Raw genomic sequence first — 18,480 nt, 5'->3', positions numbered from 1 at the left:
GACTGACGCCGGCAGGGCCCGGCAGAGCAGACCGGAGACACGTGGTCAGGGCTTACGGGCGTGCGGTGCCCTGGGGTGGGTCGCCCTAGGCGGGGCCGCCGGGACACTGGTGCGCGCGGTGGTCGCCGTTGACGTGCCGCGCACGCTGCTGGTCAACGTGGTGGGGGCCTTCCTGCTGGGCCTGCTGCTGGGGCACCTGGCCCAGGTGGAGCAGACCCCTGGACGACGCCGTCTCCGGCTGTTGGCAGGGACCGGCTTTACGGGGGGCCTGACCACCTACTCCACCTTTGTCCTCCAGGTCGACCGCATGGGCTGGGCCGGAGTCGGCTACGCGGCCCTGTCCCTGGGGGCCGGGCTGGTGGCGGCCGGGGTCGGGCTCGCAGTGGCCAGGAGGACCGCATGACCTGGGTGCTGGTAGCCCTGGCCGGTGGGGCGGGCGCGGTGAGCCGCTACCTGGTGGACCAGCGCGTGGGGGCGTGGACCGGGGCGCGACGGGCCCGGCGCATCCGGCGCACCCACCTGGAGATCCCCTGGGGGACCATGGTGGTCAATGTGAGTGCCTGCCTCCTCATTGGGCTGGTGGCCGCACTGACGGCCGGTGAGACCTACCGGGTGCTGGCCACCGGCTTCCTGGGCGGCTACTCGACCTTCTCCACCGCCTGCGTGGAGGGGGCCCGGCTGTTCATGGCGGGTCGGGCACGGGCCGGGTGCGCCCACACCCTGCTCATGGTGGGGGTCAGCTGGCTGGCGGCCTGCGCAGGCCTGGCCCTAGGCGCCCTGGCGGCCTGATTCTCGGCCACCTGGCACCGATTCGGTCATGAACGACAAGGCTTCAGAGGCTCATCGGTGATGCCCGCCGAGCGGTGTGCGAGAGCATATCCGCACCGGACGAGAACCGGTACATCAACCGTCAGGGCAGGTACGGGGCGCCGCCTGCGCGGGCGGGCTCGGCCTGGGAGGCCTTCCGGACGTCGAGGACCGCCGGTGCGGAAAGGTTGGGGCGGGCGCCTTGGCAGCACCCGCCCCAACCCTGCTGCTAGTTATTGGGCTTAGGAGTCTGCTGCTGCCCGCCCGGCTTGGGAGACTGGGCCCCTCCCGATGGTCCTCCCGACGGCCCTGGCTGCGCCGACGGCGACGGAGGCGCCTGGTAGGCCCCAATGGTAATGGTCACCGTGGTGCCGCTGTCCACCGTCTTGTCCTCGGGCGAGACCTCAATGACCTTGCCGTCCTCGTCCTGGTTGGTGGTGGCCTTGGTGACGATCTTGACGGTCAGGCCCGCCTGCCGGAGGGCGTCGCTGGCCTCGTCCTCCTTCATGCCCTTGACCCCCGGGACCGTGACCCGGCCGGAGGCCACCACCAGGGAGACGCTGGAGCCGCGCTGGACCGAGGTCCCCGAGACCGGGTCGGTGCGGATGACGTCACCGTTCTTGACCCCCGGGGAGTCCTCCGAGGTGACGTCTCCCACAACCAGCCCGGCCTTGGTCAGGATGGAACGCGCGTCGGCCTGGGACTTGCCGGACACGTCCGGGACGTCCACCATGGCCGAGCCGGAGGAGAAGTGGACGGTGACGGTCTTGCCCACCACCAGGCTCGTGCCGGCACCCGGCTCGCTGGAGACGGCCAGACCGGGGTCAATGGTGTCGCTGGCCACGTCCGAGCCCTTGGCATAGGCCAGGCCCAGGGCCTCGATAGCCTTCCTGGCGTCGTCCTCGCTCTTGCCGGAGACGTCGGGCACCGCGGCCGCCGTCGGCCCGGTGGAGGGGGCCACGGTGGGCTTGCCGGGACCGCCGATCACCCCGTTAGCCATGAGCACGCCCACGACCACGGTGGAGGCGGCCAGGACAATGAGGAGCGCCCACACCCAGGTGTAGCGGCGGGGCTCCGGCTCGTCGGGTGCCTGGGGCGAGGGTGTGTGCGGGGCGGCTACCGGAGGCGCCGGAGGGCCGGGGGTCGGCGGGGTCGCGGTGGTCTTGCGGTCCTGGACGACCGTGGTCGGGTCGGCCTCCTGCCAGCTGTCCACCGCCGGGGCGGCCACGGACATGCCGCGGGCCGCCGCCGCCAGCTCGGTGCGCATGTGGGCGGCGTCCTGGTAGCGGTCGTCACGGCTCTTGGCCAGGGCCTTGAGCACCACCCTGTCCAGGGACTCGGGGATGTCGGCCGCTATCGCCGACGGCGGCTTGGGGATCTCGCGTACGTGCTGGTAGGCGATAGCCACCGCCGAGTCGCCGGTGAAGGGCGGGCGCCCGGTGAGGAGCTCGTAGAGGAGGCAGCCGGTGGAGTACAGGTCGCTACGGGTGTCCACGATCTCCCCGCGGGCCTGCTCGGGGGAGAGGTACTGGGCGGTGCCCACCACGGCGTGCTGCTGGGTGACGGTGGCGGCGGAGTCCTCCATGGCCCGCGCAATACCGAAGTCCATGACCTTCACCATGCCGGTGGAGGTGAGCATAATGTTCCCGGGCTTAATGTCACGGTGGACGATCCCGGCCCGGTGGGAGTACTCCAGCGCGTCCAGGACGCCGGTGACGATCTCCACCGCCTCGGAGATGGGGACGGCCTCGCCGTCGCCCAGGAGCTCACGCACGGTGTGCCCCTCCACGTACTCCATGACAATGTAGGGCACCTGTTTAATGGAGCCGTCAGCCTGGGTGAAGACCTCCTCGCCGGAGTCGTAGACCGCCACGATGGAGGGGTGGTTGAGGGCGGCCGCGCTCTGCGCCTCCCGACGGAACCTCTCCTGGAAGGTGGCGTCCCCCGCGATGTCGCTGCGTAGCAGCTTGATGGCCACGACGCGGTTGAGGCGGGTGTCGTACCCGAGGTGGACCTCGGCCATGCCGCCGCGGCCGATGAGTTCGCGGACCTCGTAACGGCCAGCGAGAACCTGGTGGTGGACGGTCACAGTGCCTCCTTGGACGAGAGGGTGGACGAGGCTGAGGCAGTGTCCTGCGCTGAGGCGAGAGCATTCGCAAGAGTGAGTAGGATAACAATAACCACCAGGGCCACCACAATGGCGTACCAGGTCCGCGGGCTCAGCCCGCCGGGACCGCTCCGGGGGGAGCGGTCGTCGTCACGGTGCCCCGGCCCACGGGATCCGCCCCCCGCGTCCGACGCCCTCGGGATGGCCTGCGTCACGGGCCGCGAGAACGTGGCCCCCAGCCGGGGACGGCGTGGAGCACGCAGATCCCGTCGGGAGGTGACCTTTACCACCGCGTCCTCCTGGGCGGACAGAGGCTGTACCGGGCGCCCGGTCGTGTGCCAGGTGACATTGCGACGCGGGTCCCAGGAGTCCGGAGGCAGGTTGACCACGATCCGGTCCAGGCGCCGGGCCAGCTCCCGGGCCGTGGCCGGCCGGTCACCAGGCCGCTTGGCCAGGAGCTCCATAATGATCTGCCTGACCTCGGCAGGCACCGACTCCGGTAGCTCCGGCACCGGCTCGTTGACGTGGGCGAAGGCGATGTCCACCTGGGTGGAGCCGGTGAAGGGACGCTGCCCCATCAGGGCCTCGTAGGCGATGATCCCCAGGGCGTAGATGTCCCCGGCGGGCGTGGCCATGTTCCCCATGGCCTGCTCGGGGGCCAGGTACTGGGCGGTGCCCATGACCATGCCGGTGGCCGTCATAGGACGTTGGTTGCGACCCGTGGATATCCCGAAGTCGGTGAGCTTGGCCAGGCCCTCCTGGTTAATGAGGATATTGGAGGGCTTGACGTCGCGGTGCACGACGTTGGCGTCGTGGACCACCTGGAGGGCACGGGCCACCTGGGCCAGGATCGGCAGGATCTCGGAGGGCGCCATGGTGCCCTTCTCCGCCAGGACGTCGGAGAGGGGACGGCCCTGGACCAGCTCCATAATGAGCCACCCTGAGCCGTCACGCTCCCCGGCGTCGAGCACGACGGCGAGGTTGGGGTGGCGCAGGCCGCGGGAGTTGGCGGCCTCGGCACGCAGGCGCGACAGGAAGATCTCGTCGCCCGTGAGCTCGGGGCGCAGGATCTTGGCCGCGACCATACGGCCGCTGCGCAGGTCACGGGCCTTCCAGACCTCCCCCATGCCGCCGATCGCTATACGCTCGACGAGCTGGTAGCGCCCCTGGAGCTCCAGCCCCGGCTCAGGTGTCACTGGTCCACCGCCGCGTCAATGACGGAGGCCGCCACCGGGCCGGCCAGGGAGCCGCCGGTACCGCCGGTGGTCTGCTGGCCGCCGTCGAGGACCACGGCCAGGGCGATGGTGGGCCTGGACAGGTCGGTGCCCGCGAAGCCAATGAACCAGGAGGTGGGGCCGCCCTCGTCCGAGCCGGTCTCGGCGGTGCCCGTCTTGCCGGCCACCTGCACCCCGGCCACCTGCGCGGAGGTGGCCGTCCCCGAGGAGACGACCTGCTGCATCATGGTGGACAGGCTGGCGGCGGTGGCCTCGTCAATGGGCTCGCGCAGCACGGAGGGCGTGGTGGAGGAGATGGTGTTGAGGTCGGCGTCCATGGTGGAGGCCACCAGGTAGGGGCGCATCTGCTTGCCCTTGTTGGCGACCGTGGCCGCCACCATGGCCATCTGGAGGGGGGTGGCCTTGACCGAGGCCTGGCCGATCCCGGCCATGGCGGTCATGGCCGCCGAGTCGTTGGCGGGGTAGGTCGAGGGGGTGACCGTCAGGGGGATGGACAGGTCCGCCCCGAAGCCCCAGGCGGTGGCCTCGTTGGCCAGGGCGGTGTCCCCCAGGTCCATGGCCATCTTGGCGAAGGGCGTGTTGCAGGACTCGGCGAAGGCGTAGGTCAGGGTGACCTTCCCGTTGCCGCAGGACTCCCCCTCGTAGTTGGTCAGGGTGTGGTTGGTGCCCGGCAGGGTGATGCGGTCCGGGGCGGCCACCTCGGTGGTGGGGGTGGTCTTGCCGGCGCGCAGTGCGGCCGCGACCGTGAGGATCTTGAAGGTCGAGCCGGGGGCGTACAGGTCCCCGGCAATGGCCCGGTTCATGAGCGGGCGGGCCGGGTCGGCGGTCAGGGAGTCCCAGGTGCCCTGGGCCGTGCCGGAGTCGTGGGAGGCCAGGAGGTTGGGGTCGTAGGAGGGGGAGGAGACCAGGGCCAGGATGCGGCCGGTACTGGGATCCAGGGCGACCACCGAGCCGCGCCGACCGCCCAGGGCGTCCCAGGCGGCCTTCTGGACCACGGGGTTAATGGTCAGCTCCACATTGCCTCCCTGCTGGCTGCCGCCGGTGATCAGGGAACGGACACGGGAGGAGAACAGGGCGGGGTCGTCCCCGTTGAGGACCGAGTTCTCCGCCCGCTCCAGACCCGTGATGGAGGCGAAGGTCGTGGAGAAGTAGCCGGTCACGGGCGCGTAGAGCGGGCCGTCGGAGTACACGCGCTGGTAGCCGTAGGCGTCGTCGGACTCCTCGGAGGTGGCGATGGTGCCGTTGGCCACCGTGATGTCACCGCGGTCCCGGCCGAACTCGGAGTAGACGGTACGGGAGTTGCGGACGTCGGTCACGAGGTTGCCTTGGGGTGAGGAGAACTCCCACAGGGCCGGGTGGGCAAAGCCCTGGACGCTCGTGACAGAGACGCCCAGGACGAGGAAGAGGACAACGACCAGGACGGTGACCTGGTGGATCTGACGGTTCACGGGTGTTCCTCACGGGGATCCTGGGTCGGCCGTACGGGCGGTGCCGACGCGGGGGTGTCATCTGTCAGGACCTGCTCACGCAGGCGGCTGGGCAGCTCAGCGGTGTCGATAATGCGGGGGGCGGCAGGGGCGGGACGCCGGGCGGCGTCGGACAGGCGTATGAGAAGGGCCAGGATGATCCAGTTTGCCACGAGCGAGGAGCCGCCGTAAGCAAGGAACGGTGCGGTCAGGCCCGTCAGGGGGATGAGCCGGGTGACGCCGCCGACCACCACGAAGACCTGGAGGGCCAGGGTGAAGGACAGGCTGGTGGCCAGGAGCTTGCCGAACCCGTCCTTGAGGGCCACCGCGGTGCGCAGGCCGCGCTCGACAATGACCAGGTAGAGCATGAGGATGGCCAGCAGGCCGGTCAGCCCCAGCTCCTCGCCCAGGGAGGCGACAATGAAGTCGGAGTTGGCGAAGGTCACCTGATCGGGGTCGCCCTTGCCCCAGCCCGAGCCCAGGATCCCGCCCGAGGCCATGCCGAACAGCCCGGTGACCAGCTGCCAGGAGCCGCCGATGGCGTTGTAGACCTCGGTGTCCATGGCGTGGAGCCAGCCGTTAATGCGGTTGGCCACGTGGTTGAGGTGGGTGGCCGCGAACCAGGCCGCCGGCAGGAACAGCCCGGCGCCGATGAGGAGCCAGGAGGGCCGGTCCGTGGCCACGTACAGGGTCACCACGAACAGGCCGAACAGGAGCACCGAGGTGCCCAGGTCGCGCTGGAGGACGAGCACGCACAGGCTCACCCCCCACACCACCAGCAGGGGCAGCAGGTGGCGGGCGCGCGGCAGGTTCATGTGCAGCACGCGCCGCCCCGCCAGGGCCAGGTTGTCCCGGTTGGCCACCAGGAAGGAGGCGAAGAACACCGCCAGGAACACCTTGCTCAGCTCGGCGGGCTGGAAGGACATGGGGCCCAGGCGGATCCAGATCTGGGCGCCGTTGATATCGGTGCCCAGGCCCGGCACGAAGGGCAGGACGAGGAAGACCAGGCCCGCGACCATGGCCCCCCAGTCCCAGCGGCGCAGCAGGCGGTAGTCGCGCAGCATGAGGACGCCACAGAAGAGGATGACCCCGATCCCGGTCCACATGGCCTGCTTAAAGCCCACGACGTACTGGACGGTCCTCTCGCTGCGCGCGTAGGCCAGGTCCAGGCGCTGGATCATGGCCAGGCCGATCCCGTTGAGGGCCACCGCGGCGGGAAGGAGGACCGGGTCCGCCCAGGGGGCGGTCCAGCGCACCCACATGTGCACAATGAGGCTGATAATGACGAGCGCCCCACCGAGCTGGAGGATCTGCCCCGGGGAGTCCCCGGTGCGGTTGACGGCCGTCAGGACAAAGCCTCCCAGGCCCAGCACGATGGCGAAGACGAGCAGGAGGGCCTCGATCCAGCGCCCGGAGCCGCGTGGGGTCCCGCTGGTCGCCGAGTTGAAGATCGACGCCATGCTCAGGCCGCCTCCGCTGTGGTCTGCGCACCCGGCTCAGGCTGTGCCGACGGCGCCGTCGGCGCCGGCTGCGCGGGGGCCGGCGTCGCGGACGGGGCGGGGGTGGTGGCCTGGGGCAGGACGACGACGGTGCGGTGCTGCATGACGGTGACGTTTATGTACTCCCGGGCGGCTTCCAGGGAGGGCTGGGAGACGGTCTCGTTCAGGCGGCGGATCATCTGGTCGTCCAGGGTGGTGGTGTCCGGCTCGGAGTAGCTCTCCACCAGGTGGCTGAGCTCAAGGGGCCCGAGAGCCTGGGGGATGCCCTGAAAGATGGCGACCTTCCCGTCGGCGATGGTCACGTAGTACTGGCTCTGGGTCCACTGGTAGCCCAGGAACCCGGCCACGACCAGGGCAAGGACGAGGACGAGGGTGGCCAGGATCGAGCGGCGGCGACGGCGTCGCCGGGAGTTGCCCTGGGCCACGGCCTCAGCGGCCACCGCCTCCTCCTCGCCGGTGCGAGGGGGGCCGGAGGTCTCCTCCAGACCCGCCACCAGGGCAGCGGCCTTGGCTGCCGGGGTGGCGGCGGTAGGGCCCGGGGAGGTAGGGAGGATCTCGGTCGGGGCCTCGGGGTTGGGCCGGGACTCGGGGGAGTCCCCCGCGGCGGCGGCCAGGCGGGCCCGCCGGTTGGCCACCGCGCCCACGAGCTGGGGGGTGGTGTCGGCCTCCGCCTCCTCCACGACGTCGAAGATGACGGCCGTGACATTGTCCGGCCCCCCGGCGCGCAGGGCCAGGTCAATGAGCTGGTCGCCGGCCTGCCCCGGGTCGGGGACGGTGGACAGGACCTCGGCAATGGTCTCCGCCGTCACCGGGCCGCTCAGGCCGTCGGAGCACAGCAGCCACCGGTCCCCGGGGACCGCCTCACGGATGGACTCGTCGAGCTGGACCTCGCCCTCGGCGTCGCCCAGGACCCGCAGGAGCACCGAGCGCTGGGGGTGGCGGCGGGCCTGCTCACGGGTGAGGCGGCCGGACTCCACCAGGTACTCCACGAAGGTGTGGTCCGTGGTGACCTGGGTGAGCCCGCCGTCACGTAGGAGGTAGGCGCGCGAGTCCCCGACGTGGACCATGGCGAGCTTGTTGCCGCTGCGCATGACGGCCACGCAGGTGGTGCCCAGCCCGGCCAGGTCGGGGTCCTGGTTGGACAGGGTCACCAGGTCGGTGTGGGTGGACTGGATGGCCTCCCGCAGCAGCCCCAGCATCTCGCTGGCCTGGTGGGAGTCCGCGTCCAGGGGCGCCAGGTGCTCGATGGCGATCGCCGAGGCGATGTCACCCCCGGCAGGGCCTCCCATACCGTCGCACATGGCGCACAGGTGCGGGCCAGCGTAGCCGGAGTCCTGATTGGTCTGGCGGACGAGTCCGATATCACTGCGGGCGGAGTACCGCAGGGTAACTGTCATGGACGCAGCTCCAGGGTGGTCTGACCGATCCTGACGGGGACACCGGTGGGCAGCTCGACGGCGCCGTGGACGGGACGACCGTCCAGCAGGGTGCCGTTGGTAGAGCCCAGGTCCTCCAGCCACCACGACCCGTCCTTGGGGAAGACGCGGGCGTGACGGGAGGAGGCGTAGGTGTCATCCAGGACCAGGGTGGATGCCGGGGACCGGCCGATAATAATCGAGGTGGGGCTCAGTGGCACAGTGGATCCGGCCAGGGGGCCCTCGGTGATGACGAGGCGGGTGGCGCCCCGCCTCCGGGGGGCGGGCGGCGGACCCGCGTGAGTCTTCTTGCCGCGCCCGCGCAGCAGGGGTGGGCTGGAGGGGGTCATGGTGGAGTTCATGTCCCGACGCAGGGCCCGTACCACCAGGGCCACGAATATCCACAGGAGGACCAGGAACCCCAGACGCAGGGAGGTGAAGGCGAACTGGCTCACGCGGCGGCCTCATCCGTGGGAGTGCCGTCCCAGAACAGGATCCGGGTGCGGCCGATGGTGAGGGTGTTGCCGTCCACCAGGGTGGCGGCGTCGATCCGGTGGCCCTCGACGAAGGTCCCGTTGGTGGAGCCCAGGTCCGTGGCAATGGCGTGCCCCTGGGTGAGACGAATCTCAAGGTGGCGTCGGGAGACCCCGGAGTCGTCCACAATGATGTCTGCCTCACTGCCGCGCCCGATAATGGTGACCGGGCCGGTGAGCAGGTAGCGCTGCCCGTCTATGTCCAGGATCGGGTGGCTGGGTGTGGCCTGGGCGGCGGCGGCCGGGGCCGCCGGGCCGCGGCGGGTGGCGGAGTCGATCTCGATGGCGGTGGGAGGCAGGCTGTGGTCGGCATCGAAGGTGATCTCCACCGGCCCCACGAAGGAGTAGCCCTGCTCGGCGGCGTGCGTGGTGGCGATGTTCTGCAGCTCCATGGCCATCTCGTCCACGCCCCAGGTGTTGATCTGGGCGATGTCCGGCGGGGCCAGGCGGATATGGAACACGTTGGGCACCACGGAGCGGTCCCGGGCGAAGGACGCTGCTCGCTTGTCCATGGTCTCACGCAGCTTGGAGGCGATCTCGATCGGCTCGACGGTGCCGGAGCCGCCTAGGGACATGGCACGGTGGGCGACGTTCTCGACGCCCTTCTCGAACTTGTCCAGGAACCCCATGGACGTACCTCCCGTAAAAAGTGTGCGCGTGGCGACCACCTGGCGGTGGACTGCGTCGCGCGCACGTACAGACCAGCCAGACCCATCGTAACGGGTACGGCCAGAGAGGCGCCCCACATGTCCGGCGATCCTGCCCGGCGGGGGAGACCGTGAGAGGTATCACTGCCTCGCGGCTAGACGGCGGGCAGCCGGTCCCGCTACTGTCTACCCCGCTGCGCGAGTGGCGGAATTGGTAGACGCGCACGGTTCAGGTCCGTGTGATCTAACGATCATGGGGGTTCGAGTCCCCCCTCGCGCACGGCAGGCCCGGAGGCTCTCAGCCTCCGGGCCTTTTGGCGTGGCCCGGGCCGCGGCGCCGCGGTCCAGGTGCCGGGGTGCGCGCCCCGCCTGCCCCCGGGGTACGCACCCCGCCTGCCCAGCTACCCCGCCCGGGCCCGGCCGCGGCGCCCGCTCAGGCAGTGGGCACGTACCGGCCCTGGTAGACGCAGTCAAAGGGGGCGTTGCCGTGCATGCGGTTCTCAATGGAGGAGACCACCACCTGCTTGGCGGTGCGGGCCGCCTCCAGGGGCGTGGCGCCCTTGGCCAACTCGGCCGTGAGGGCGGCGGCCAGGGTGCACCCAGCGCCGGAGACCCGCTCGCGCCCGACGGCCGGGACCTCCAGGACCTCCAGGGTCTGCCCGTCGTAGAAGACGTCCAGGGCGGTGCCGGTGCCCAGCAGGGTGCCGGCCTTGGCCAGGACCACCGGCACCCCGGCGTCGTGGATGCGCCTGGCGGCGTCCTTGAGGGCGGCGACGTCGCGGATCTCCTCCACACCGGCCAGGACCTGGGTCTCAAAGAGGTTGGGGGTGGTCACGGTCGCCAGGGGGAGGATCTTCTCGCGCAGGGCGTTGTCCACCTCCAGGGCCGCCCCGGGCTCCTGGCCCTTGCAGATGAGGACCGGGTCCACCACGACGTGGGGGAAGCGGTAGGTACGCAGGGCCTGGGCCACGGTGGCAATGGTGTCGGGGGTGCCGAGCATGCCCACCTTGACGGCGTCAATGCGGCCGTGGACGGCGACGGCGGCCTCGATCTGGTCGTGGATGACGACGGGGGCGACGGGGGTGAAGCGGTGGGCCCAGGAGTGATGAGGGTCAAAGCTGACGATGCAGGTCAGGGCCGTGGCGCCGAAGACGCCCAGGGTGTGGAAGGTCTTGAGGTCGGTCTGGGCGCCGGCACCGCCGGAGGCCTCCGAGCCGGCAATGGCCAGGGCGATAGGTGGAGGTGAGACTGTCATGGCACAAGACTGCCTCACCGGCGGCCCCAGGGGTAGCGGAGAGCGGAGCAGGGGCTCCTGATCCCGCCATCCGGCCCCAGCCCCAGCTCCGGCCCCGGCTCCCAGATCCGCGAGAACGGTACTTGTTCGTCGTGAGAACGGTACTTATTCCTCGCGAGAACGGTACTTATTGCTCGTGAGAACGGTACTTATTGCTCGTGAGAACGGGCAGTCGCGGACACGGCGCCCAGGCAGGCCAGGGGACGCCTCCCCCGCCGGGCGGCAGCCCGTGATTGCGGGGTAGCTGGCCGAGCCGCCTCGGGGACGTCTCCCCCACCGGGTGGCCCGGCCTGCCCCTGGGAGTCCCGGCCTGCAAGGCACAGAGGCGGGCTATAAGAGCGCGGATCCTCATAATTGAAGACATGTCCGCCGACACCACCCTGCGCCCCACGACCCTGGACACCGCGAGCCCCGCGGCCCTCCTCGCCGGGGAGATCGCCGTCGAGGCCGCCCCGCGCCCACTGAGCGTGTTCGACCTCATGCGCATTGGAGTCGGCCCCTCCTCCTCCCACACCGTAGGCCCCATGCGCGCTGGCCGGGCCTTCGCCCGCACCCTGTCAGCCCGGGTCGCACGCCGCCGTGACGAGGGCGACGACACCCCCGTAACCCGCGTCACTATTGAGCTCTACGGGTCGCTCGGCGCCACCGGCCGCGGCCACGCCACCGACCGCGCCACCGTCATGGGCCTGGCCGGCTACGTCCCCGAGACCGTCCCGTCCTCCGTGTGCGAGGGGCTCATGAACGAGGTCGAGGCCGCCGGGAGCCTCACGGTCGACGGCGTCGGCCCCGTCCCCTTCGCCCCGGCCACCGACATCCACTTCCTGCCCGGCCGGGTCCTGCCCTACCACGTCAACGGCATGACCCTGACCGCCTACTGCCCGGCCGGGAACGAGATCCTGCGCCGCACCTACTACTCGGTGGGTGGAGGCTTTGTCATGGAGGACACCGGCAGGCCCGGGGCGCCGTCGATCCGCGCCCTGGCCACCGCCTCCAGCGCCCAGGCCCACGCCACGCCCGCCCCCTACCCCTTCTCCACCTCCGCCGCCATGCTGGAGATCTGCGCCCGCCAGGGGCTGCGGGTCTCGGACGTGGTCATGGCCAACGAGGTCTCCGCCCGCCCCCGCGCCGAGGTAGAGGCCTACCTGGACCTCCTGCGCGACACCATGGCCGCCTGCATCCGCGCGGGCATGGAGGCTGAGGGCACCCTGCCCGGGGGCCTGGGGGTGCGACGCCGGGCCAAGGCGCTCCACGAGCGGCTGGTGGCGCAGTCCACCGGGCCGGGCGCCGCCTTCACCATGGCCGACCCCCTGCGCGGCATGGACTGGGTTGACCTGTTCGCCCTGGCCGTCAACGAGGAGAACGCCGCCGGGCGCCGGGTGGTCACGGCCCCCACCAACGGGGCCGCCGGGATCGTGCCCGCGGTGCTGGCCTACTACCAGCGTTTTATCCCCGGGGCCGACGACGACGGCGTGCGCCGCTTCCTGCTCGCCGCCACCGCCGTGGGCAGCCTCATCAAGACCAATGCCTCGATTGCCGGGGCGGAGGTGGGCTGCCAGGGGGAGGTGGGGTCGGCGTCGTCCATGGCGGCGGCCGGACTGGCTGAGGCGCTGGGAGGAACTCCTGCCCAGGTGGAGAACGCCGCCGAGATCGCGATGGAGCACAACCTGGGGCTGACCTGCGACCCAGTGGGCGGCCTGGTGCAGATCCCCTGTATTGAGCGCAATGCGGTGGCGGCCGTCAAGGCCATTAACGCGGCGCGCATGGCCCTGTGGGGGGAGGGGCGGCACGCGGTGTCCCTGGACACCGTCATTGAGGCCATGCGCCAGACCGGTGAGGACATGCTCGCCAAGTACAAGGAGACCTCCCTGGGAGGCCTGGCCGTCAACGTGGTGGAGTGCTGAGACGGGCCCGGGCGGAACCCCGCCCCGCCGGACGGCCCCGGGCGGCAGGACCGGGTAGCGGGCAACCCGCGCCCGAAAGGACGTAGTCTGCCTGGCATAATCGGCCTATGGACAAGGCGCAGGCGATCTCGAAGGCGGAGCACTACACCATCCGTGAGCTGCACGCCCTGGTGGTCTCCGGGCGCATCCGACTACCGGAGTTCCAGCGCTCCTTCCGCTGGGAGGCCAAGGACGTCCGCGCTCTCTTTGACTCCCTCCTGCGGGGCTTCCCCGTGGGCAGCCTCCTGCTGTGGAAACGGCCCGCACCGGCCGGGCGCCTACGAATCGGGGTGCTCGACGTCGAGGCCCCGGAGGTTCCTGACGCCCTGTGGGTGGTGGACGGCCAGCAACGTATTACGAGCCTGGTGAACGCCGTGGATCCAAAGGGCGTGAAGGACCGGCGTTTTGCGCTGGGGTACTCGCTCACGGAGGGCACGGTGGTCCCGCTGCGGGACCCAGATGACCTGGTGGTCCCGCTGCCGAGCCTCTTCGACCTCGGGAAGGCACTCGCCTGGCTGAACGAGAACCCGGAGGCGGGAAAGGAGGCGGCACGACTTCAGGAGGCCGTCGCCCGGCTGAGTAACGCGGAGATCCCCGCCACCACCATGGAGGACGCCGACGAGTCCGTGCTGCGTGAGATCTTTGACCGCATTAACAACCGCGGCAGGAGACTCAATGCCGCCGAGGTCTTTGACGCGCTCCACGGTGGTCCCGGTAAGGGACTGACAATCGAGGGTATCCGAGCCTCTATCGCCTCTCAGACGAGCTTCGGCCTGCTGCCCGACGTCGTCGTCGTCCAGGCGCTCCTGGTGCGTCGGCACACGGATATTACCCGGGATATCCACGGCGAGTTCTCGGATTCTCGACGCCGGGTGAGCGACTTCCCGTCCGAGAGCAGGGAGGAGGCCTACCTGGCCACGGAGCGTGCGCTCCTGGAGGCGGTGCGGTTCCTTCAGGAGGAGGTCGGCGTACCGCACTGGACATTTCTCCCTTTCCGTTTTCAGCTCCTTGTCCTCACCCGGTTCTTCGCGCTCTTCCCCAGTCCTTACGACCGTAATCTCGACCTGCTGGCCCGCTGGTTCTGGCGGACGAGCGTGGCGGCCGATGAGCTCGGGATCAGCGGTTCGCAGACCGACCTACGGGATATGGCCAAGTGCGTCGTCGTGGGAGAGGAGTCCTCCTCCGTGCAGCGTCTGCTCGCCTCCGCCAGGCTGAGTGGCGACCCGACGCCACCGGACCTCAGCACGTTCCGGGCGACCCGCTCGGATGGCAAGGTGGTGCTCATAGCCATGTGGAACCGAGAGCCTGTTGACCTGCAGACTGGTGAGCCCATGACCGTGGAGGCGCTGGCGGATATTCTTGAAGGTGAGAGCACGCCGAGTGCGGCCCTCTCTGATCTCGTACCCGTCACGGCACTGGGTGAGGGTGCCCGCGCGGCCGCCAACCGTATAGTCTCCGGACTGGACCGCAGGACGGTGACGGAGTACCTGGCAAACGGCGTCAGGGACCTAGGGTCCCTGCTCCTTACGGAGGAGATTGTCGCCTGCCTGCAGAATAATGAGCACGAACGGGCCATTGCGCTCCGGGCGCAGCTCCTGGGCGCCTACCTGCGCGACTTCGTCACCGTGCGTACCGCCTACCAGTTCGAGGACAGCCCGCCGCTGGAGGACCTTCTCCGCGCCGTTAGCTCCAGCCCCGGAGAGAAGAGCGCACCGTGAGAGAGGAGACCTACGACGTCGCCCTTCACGGGGAGCACGTCGGATCCATACAGAGAAGGGATGAATTCACGAAGTTCGTCCTGGACCGCGGCTACTGGCAGCGTCCCAGACGGAGCGTCCTCGGCCTGTGGTTTGAGAACCACAGGCGCGACCGGCCGCATGCCGTCAACCGTGTTCCCGCCTGGTTCTCCAACCTGCTGCCTGAGGGACGCCTGAGAGAGCTTATCGCCCGCGAGCAGGGCGTGAGCACCTTTGCTGAGATCGACCTGCTCGCCCGGATTGGTGACGACCTGCCCGGTGCTGTCACCGTGACCCGGGCAGGGAAGGAGGGTGGTGCTGACGGCCTTGGGGACACGGCCTCAGGAACCCCTCCCCGCGCACGCCCCCGAGACCCGCGTCCTGTTGACACCGGACCCCGGCGCGCGTCACTGGCCGGCATGACGCTGAAGTTCTCTATGAGCCGTCACGGAGACCGGCTCGTCGTCCCTGCCCACGGGGAGGACGGTGACTGGATCCTCAAGACGCCGGACCGCGCTTTTCCCGGGCTGCAGGTCAATGAGCTCGCTGTTATGAGGCTTGCCGGGCAGGTCGGCATTGACGTGCCTGAGGTGGCTCTGTGGGACCGCGCCTCTATTGACGATCTCGGCCCCGGTGCCTGGCCCTCGGAGGAGACCCAGGCCTACGCCGTTCGCCGATTTGACCGCTCTGACCGGGGACGTATTCACAGTGAGGACTTTGCCCAGGTGCTGGGACGCTTTGGTGCTGGGGACGGAAAGTACCACTCCTCCGTGGAGGAGGTGGCTGTCATCGCGTACCGTGAGCAAGACGTTGACTCCCTACGCGAGATGGTGCGGCGTACCGTGTTCAACCTCCTGGTCGGCAATGGGGACGCCCACCTGAAGAACTGGTCCCTCATCTACCCCGACCGGCGCACCGCCCGTCTCTCACCCGCGTACGACCTCGTGTGCACTGCCGTCTACCCGGGTCATGCCGAGCTCGGGCTGCCATTCTTCGGGGCCAGGACTCTGGCCGAGGTCGGTCGCGGTCACTTTACCCGTCTCCAGCAGGCTCTACAGGTGGATCCCGAGGACGTCCTCCACGTGGTTGACGAGACCGTGGAACGGTTCTACGACGTATGGGGCACCGACCTGACCGCGCCGGTGCCGCCCGACGTGAGGCAATGGGTTGGGGGTCACCGGGACGACACCCGGAGAAGACTGGAGCAGGACTAATCGGCAGTACCTCCCATCGGCAGGATCTCGCGGAGAACATAGTCGTCAAAATCAACGGAGAGAGTATCCAGGGGCTCATTGTGGAGGCTGACCTGCTGTCCCGCTAAATAGCCTGACGATGCGGGCAGCCAGGACGTGCGCGTCAGTTTTCTGTCAAGTTTCTTGACGCCTCGGTCCTCGGTCTCGACCCAGGTGTCGTCACAGAGTATCCAGGCAGTACCTGAGGGTGTTACCTTCTCCTGGAGCGAGAAACCCGTGATATCAGCACGCACCCCTGAGGCCATGTCTACCAGCTCACGGGAGGAGGCGTACCACTGCTGGCTGTATGGTCTCAGGTCGGCAGCCCAGTCCCCGGTGACCCGTTCCACCCAGCCGTTGGGGTAGATCCTGTAGACGTGGTCAAGGCTGCTACGGGTCTCGCCACTGGCAGGATCAGCGAGGGTGACGGTCGTCGTCAAGCACGTCGTATAATTGTGGCAAAGATCTGTGTCCGAGTACGGGGAGATCATGACACTGTCAGCTATAGCCCCCATCAGAGGTGGTGCCGGGCCGGGCGCCGCCAGCAGGCTGCACGCCACTGGCGGGCTGTGCGTCACCAGCAGGCTGCGCGTCGTCTGCGTCTCCAGATGTGACCATGGCCTCGATTGTGCCTGAGTCACGGAATGATGTCGACAGGAAACGGTGGGGTACCCCACACCGAGGTACCCCACCGTCTGCTACTGCCTCCTACCGGGTCTGAGTCCCCTCGCCGGACTGACCGCCGCCGGTGCCGCCGGCCCCGTTCTGCCCGGGCGCCGGAGGCTGGCCCGGCCCCTGACCGGACCCGCCAGGCGCGCCCTGGCCCGCTCCTCCCTGGCCGGGCCCGCCGGATCCACCGGATCCACCGGGTCCGCCGGATCCACCGGGCCCACCAGGGCCACCACCGGGCCCACCAGGGCCACCGGCAGCCAGCGCCGAGGCGGTCAGCGTGCGGGAGCCACCCGAGCTCGTGGACACGGTGTAGCTCTCACCCTCGACCAGTCCCAGGACGGTGGTGGTGGAGGCGGAGATCGTGCTGGTCAGCGTCTGGGAGCCGGAGCCCCCGGTCACGGTGACGGTGTCCCCGACGGCCACACCCGGGGCGTCGGTGACCCCGACGGTCGTGGACTCGCCGTTGACGTCCACGGAGCCGTCCATGGACCCGGCCGTCCCGGAGATGAGGACAGTGCCGCCGGTAATAAAGGCCGAGCCGTTGGAGTCGATCCCGTCCGACCCCGCGTAGGAGATCTGGGTGGTGCCACCGGTGATCGTCAGGACCGCGCCGTCGTCGGACTCGGAGTCGGCGTTCTCGTAGCCCTCGATCACGTGGTCGCCGTTGGTGGCGTTCACGCCGTCGTCACCCGAGGTGACGGTCAGCTCGCCGCCGCTGATATTGATAAAGGCGGACTGAAGGCCCTCGTCAGCGGCGTCGAGCACCACGGTGCCGGAGTCCTGGGTGTAGCTCACCCCGGCGTTCACCCCCTTGGGCTTCTCGGTGCCCTGGTCGGCAGCGGACTGCTGGGCCCGGGCACCGGAGGGAGGCTGGGCCTCCTGGCCGGGACCGCCGGAGGTGGGGGACGCGGCGGCCTGACCGCCGCCCGCGGTCACGCTCAGGGTGGTGCCGCTGACGGTCACGTCGGTGGTGGCCGAGACGCCGTCGTCGCCCGCGGTCACGGTGACCGCCGCCGCGCCCAGGGCCACGAAGCCCTGGGTCTGGTCGGAGTCCTCGGAGGACTTAATACCGTCCCCGCCCGCGGTCACGCTCAGGGTGCCGCCGGTGACGGCCACGTAGTCCTTGCCGCGGATGCCGTCGTCAAAGGCGTTGACGGTGACGGTGGGGCTGCCGGAGATGACCACGCCGTTCTTGGAGGAGATGCCGTCCCTGGCCAGGCCGGTCACGCTCAGGGAGCCGGTACCGGTAATGGTGAGGTCGTCACTGGAGTACAGGGTGGCGGTAGGGGCGTTATCGGAGGTGTCGGCGTAGCTGGCACCGTCGGACAGGGAGTTGGCTGACCCCGCGGCCAGGACCACGACCACGGATCCGGCGTCCACCACGTTGACGGCGGGGCCGTCGGCGTTGGTAATGGTGGCCCCGTCCAGGACGAGGCGGACGTCGGCGTCGTCCGCGTTGACCACGATCTGGCCGTCGGACAGGCTGCCGGAGACCACGTAGGTGCCCGAGGAGGTAATGGTGACGGTACTGCCGTCCACGGTGGCGCCGGAGCCGGAGACCGTGGCGGAGTCCCCCGAGAGCGCAATGGTCGTGGCCCCCGAGTCGTAGGTGCCGGCCTCGTCAGCCGGTGTGGTGACGGCGGCGACGGCGTCGTTGGCGGCCAGGACGTCAGTCACGCTGGCCCCGGTGGAGGCCGTGCGCACCGAGGTCGAGATAGTGGTCCAGGCGTCCTTGGACGCAGCGCCCGCGCCGGAGCCGGTAGAGGTGCTGCTGGCTGTCGCGGAGCAGCCTGCCAGGAGGGCGGCGGCCGCCAGGCTCACGGTCACGGCCCTGATCAGGCGGCGCGTGGGGGTGGGTGAGATCATGACTGGTCCCTTCATGGGCTGTGTGGTATCT

15 protein-coding genes and 1 tRNA gene are annotated in these 18,480 nt (G+C 69.8%); 6 read left to right on the top strand and 10 right to left on the bottom strand.

Going from position 1 to position 18,480, the window contains the following annotated elements; all coding sequences use genetic code 11:
* Nucleotides 1–70 precede the first annotated feature (70 nt).
* Nucleotides 71–403 (top strand): CrcB family protein, encoded by a 333-nt coding sequence (locus JJJ15_RS13065; protein WP_281433041.1) that lies wholly within the window; start codon nucleotides 71–73, stop codon nucleotides 401–403.
* A complete protein-coding gene (locus JJJ15_RS07125) occupies nucleotides 400–789 on the top strand; it encodes a CrcB family protein (RefSeq protein WP_200510285.1) in 390 nt (129 codons plus the stop codon). Before JJJ15_RS13065 ends, JJJ15_RS07125 begins: the two co-directional genes overlap by 4 nt.
* 247 nt (nucleotides 790–1,036) lie before the next feature.
* On the opposite strand, the gene pknB is transcribed toward JJJ15_RS07125, so the two are convergent.
* From pknB to JJJ15_RS07090, 7 genes are read right to left on the bottom strand one after another with little or no spacing between them, the layout of a single operon-like run.
* The gene (gene pknB, locus JJJ15_RS07120) at nucleotides 1,037–2,896 is read right to left on the bottom strand and encodes a Stk1 family PASTA domain-containing Ser/Thr kinase (RefSeq protein WP_200510284.1); all 1,860 of its coding nucleotides are present in this window, start codon (nucleotides 2,894–2,896) and stop codon (nucleotides 1,037–1,039) included.
* On the bottom strand, nucleotides 2,893–4,110 hold the full coding sequence (locus JJJ15_RS07115; protein ID WP_246741953.1) for a serine/threonine-protein kinase: 1,218 nt from the start codon (nucleotides 4,108–4,110) through the stop codon (nucleotides 2,893–2,895). Before JJJ15_RS07115 ends, pknB begins: the two co-directional genes overlap by 4 nt.
* Nucleotides 4,107–5,597, bottom strand: a complete 1,491-nt coding sequence (locus JJJ15_RS07110; RefSeq protein ID WP_200510283.1) for a penicillin-binding protein 2 — start codon at nucleotides 5,595–5,597, stop codon at nucleotides 4,107–4,109. Before JJJ15_RS07110 ends, JJJ15_RS07115 begins: the two co-directional genes overlap by 4 nt.
* Complete coding sequence (locus tag JJJ15_RS07105) at nucleotides 5,594–7,075, bottom strand: FtsW/RodA/SpoVE family cell cycle protein (protein WP_106110066.1); 1,482 nt, start codon at nucleotides 7,073–7,075, stop codon at nucleotides 5,594–5,596. Before JJJ15_RS07105 ends, JJJ15_RS07110 begins: the two co-directional genes overlap by 4 nt.
* A 2-nt stretch (nucleotides 7,076–7,077) precedes the next feature.
* Complete coding sequence (locus JJJ15_RS07100) at nucleotides 7,078–8,511, bottom strand: PP2C family serine/threonine-protein phosphatase (RefSeq protein WP_200510282.1); 1,434 nt, start codon at nucleotides 8,509–8,511, stop codon at nucleotides 7,078–7,080.
* Entirely contained in the window at nucleotides 8,508–8,984 is a 477-nt protein-coding gene (locus JJJ15_RS07095; RefSeq protein WP_200510281.1) for an FHA domain-containing protein, read from the bottom strand. Before JJJ15_RS07095 ends, JJJ15_RS07100 begins: the two co-directional genes overlap by 4 nt.
* Nucleotides 8,981–9,691: a DUF3662 and FHA domain-containing protein gene (locus JJJ15_RS07090; protein ID WP_106110063.1), complete on the bottom strand. Its 711-nt coding sequence runs from the start codon at nucleotides 9,689–9,691 to the stop codon at nucleotides 8,981–8,983. The genes JJJ15_RS07095 and JJJ15_RS07090 overlap by 4 nt, the downstream gene beginning before the upstream one ends.
* Nucleotides 9,692–9,905: 214 nt before the next feature.
* On the opposite strand from JJJ15_RS07090, the gene JJJ15_RS07085 reads away from it, so the two are divergent.
* Nucleotides 9,906–9,989: transfer RNA gene (locus tag JJJ15_RS07085), tRNA-Leu, on the top strand.
* Nucleotides 9,990–10,142: 153 nt separating this feature from the next.
* Here the strand turns inward: JJJ15_RS07085 and JJJ15_RS07080 are convergent.
* Nucleotides 10,143–10,964, bottom strand: coding sequence for a PfkB family carbohydrate kinase (locus tag JJJ15_RS07080; protein WP_200510280.1), 822 nt, complete (start codon nucleotides 10,962–10,964; stop codon nucleotides 10,143–10,145).
* A gap of 401 nt (nucleotides 10,965–11,365) precedes the next feature.
* Here JJJ15_RS07080 and JJJ15_RS07075 point away from each other — a divergent pair, with 401 nt between their 5' ends.
* The 3 genes from JJJ15_RS07075 to JJJ15_RS07065 all read left to right on the top strand — a co-directional run bounded on the left by JJJ15_RS07075 (nucleotide 11,366) and on the right by JJJ15_RS07065 (nucleotide 15,893).
* Nucleotides 11,366–12,904 carry an L-serine ammonia-lyase gene (locus tag JJJ15_RS07075; RefSeq protein ID WP_200510279.1) on the top strand — a complete coding sequence of 513 codons (1,539 nt, stop codon included), beginning with the start codon at nucleotides 11,366–11,368 and terminating at the stop codon, nucleotides 12,902–12,904.
* A gap of 107 nt (nucleotides 12,905–13,011) precedes the next feature.
* Complete coding sequence (locus JJJ15_RS07070) at nucleotides 13,012–14,661, top strand: DUF262 domain-containing protein (RefSeq protein ID WP_200510278.1); 1,650 nt, start codon at nucleotides 13,012–13,014, stop codon at nucleotides 14,659–14,661.
* Nucleotides 14,658–15,893, top strand: a complete 1,236-nt coding sequence (locus JJJ15_RS07065; RefSeq protein WP_200510277.1) for a HipA domain-containing protein — start codon at nucleotides 14,658–14,660, stop codon at nucleotides 15,891–15,893. The genes JJJ15_RS07070 and JJJ15_RS07065 overlap by 4 nt, the downstream gene beginning before the upstream one ends.
* Here JJJ15_RS07065 and JJJ15_RS07060 read toward each other — a convergent pair.
* Together JJJ15_RS07060 and JJJ15_RS07055 are read right to left on the bottom strand one after the other, a co-directional pair.
* Nucleotides 15,890–16,351 (bottom strand): hypothetical protein, encoded by a 462-nt coding sequence (locus JJJ15_RS07060; protein ID WP_129591549.1) that lies wholly within the window; start codon nucleotides 16,349–16,351, stop codon nucleotides 15,890–15,892. The genes JJJ15_RS07065 and JJJ15_RS07060 overlap by 4 nt on opposite strands.
* 268 nt (nucleotides 16,352–16,619) lie before the next feature.
* Nucleotides 16,620–18,464 (bottom strand): carbohydrate-binding domain-containing protein, encoded by a 1,845-nt coding sequence (locus tag JJJ15_RS07055; RefSeq protein ID WP_200510276.1) that lies wholly within the window; start codon nucleotides 18,462–18,464, stop codon nucleotides 16,620–16,622.
* Nucleotides 18,465–18,480: the final 16 nt, after the last annotated feature.

This window comes from Actinomyces sp. HMT897 (assembly GCF_016626125.1).
Classification (GTDB): Bacteria; Actinomycetota; Actinomycetes; order Actinomycetales; family Actinomycetaceae; genus Actinomyces.
The sequence above is the reverse complement of the archived record's forward strand: the minus strand, read 5'-3'. Positions and strand labels throughout refer to the sequence as shown.

Coding starts and splice junctions, on each gene's coding strand:
- JJJ15_RS07105 (WP_106110066.1), bottom strand. CDS start 7,075: ATGGCGTCGATCTTCAACTCGGCGACCAGCGGGACCCCACGCGGCTCC.
- JJJ15_RS07080 (WP_200510280.1), bottom strand. CDS start 10,964: ATGACAGTCTCACCTCCACCTATCGCCCTGGCCATTGCCGGCTCGGAG.
- JJJ15_RS07100 (WP_200510282.1), bottom strand. CDS start 8,511: ATGACAGTTACCCTGCGGTACTCCGCCCGCAGTGATATCGGACTCGTC.
- JJJ15_RS07055 (WP_200510276.1), bottom strand. CDS start 18,464: ATGAAGGGACCAGTCATGATCTCACCCACCCCCACGCGCCGCCTGATC.
- JJJ15_RS07075 (WP_200510279.1), top strand. CDS start 11,366: ATGTCCGCCGACACCACCCTGCGCCCCACGACCCTGGACACCGCGAGC.
- JJJ15_RS07125 (WP_200510285.1), top strand. CDS start 400: ATGACCTGGGTGCTGGTAGCCCTGGCCGGTGGGGCGGGCGCGGTGAGC.
- JJJ15_RS07070 (WP_200510278.1), top strand. CDS start 13,012: ATGGACAAGGCGCAGGCGATCTCGAAGGCGGAGCACTACACCATCCGT.
- JJJ15_RS07090 (WP_106110063.1), bottom strand. CDS start 9,691: ATGGGGTTCCTGGACAAGTTCGAGAAGGGCGTCGAGAACGTCGCCCAC.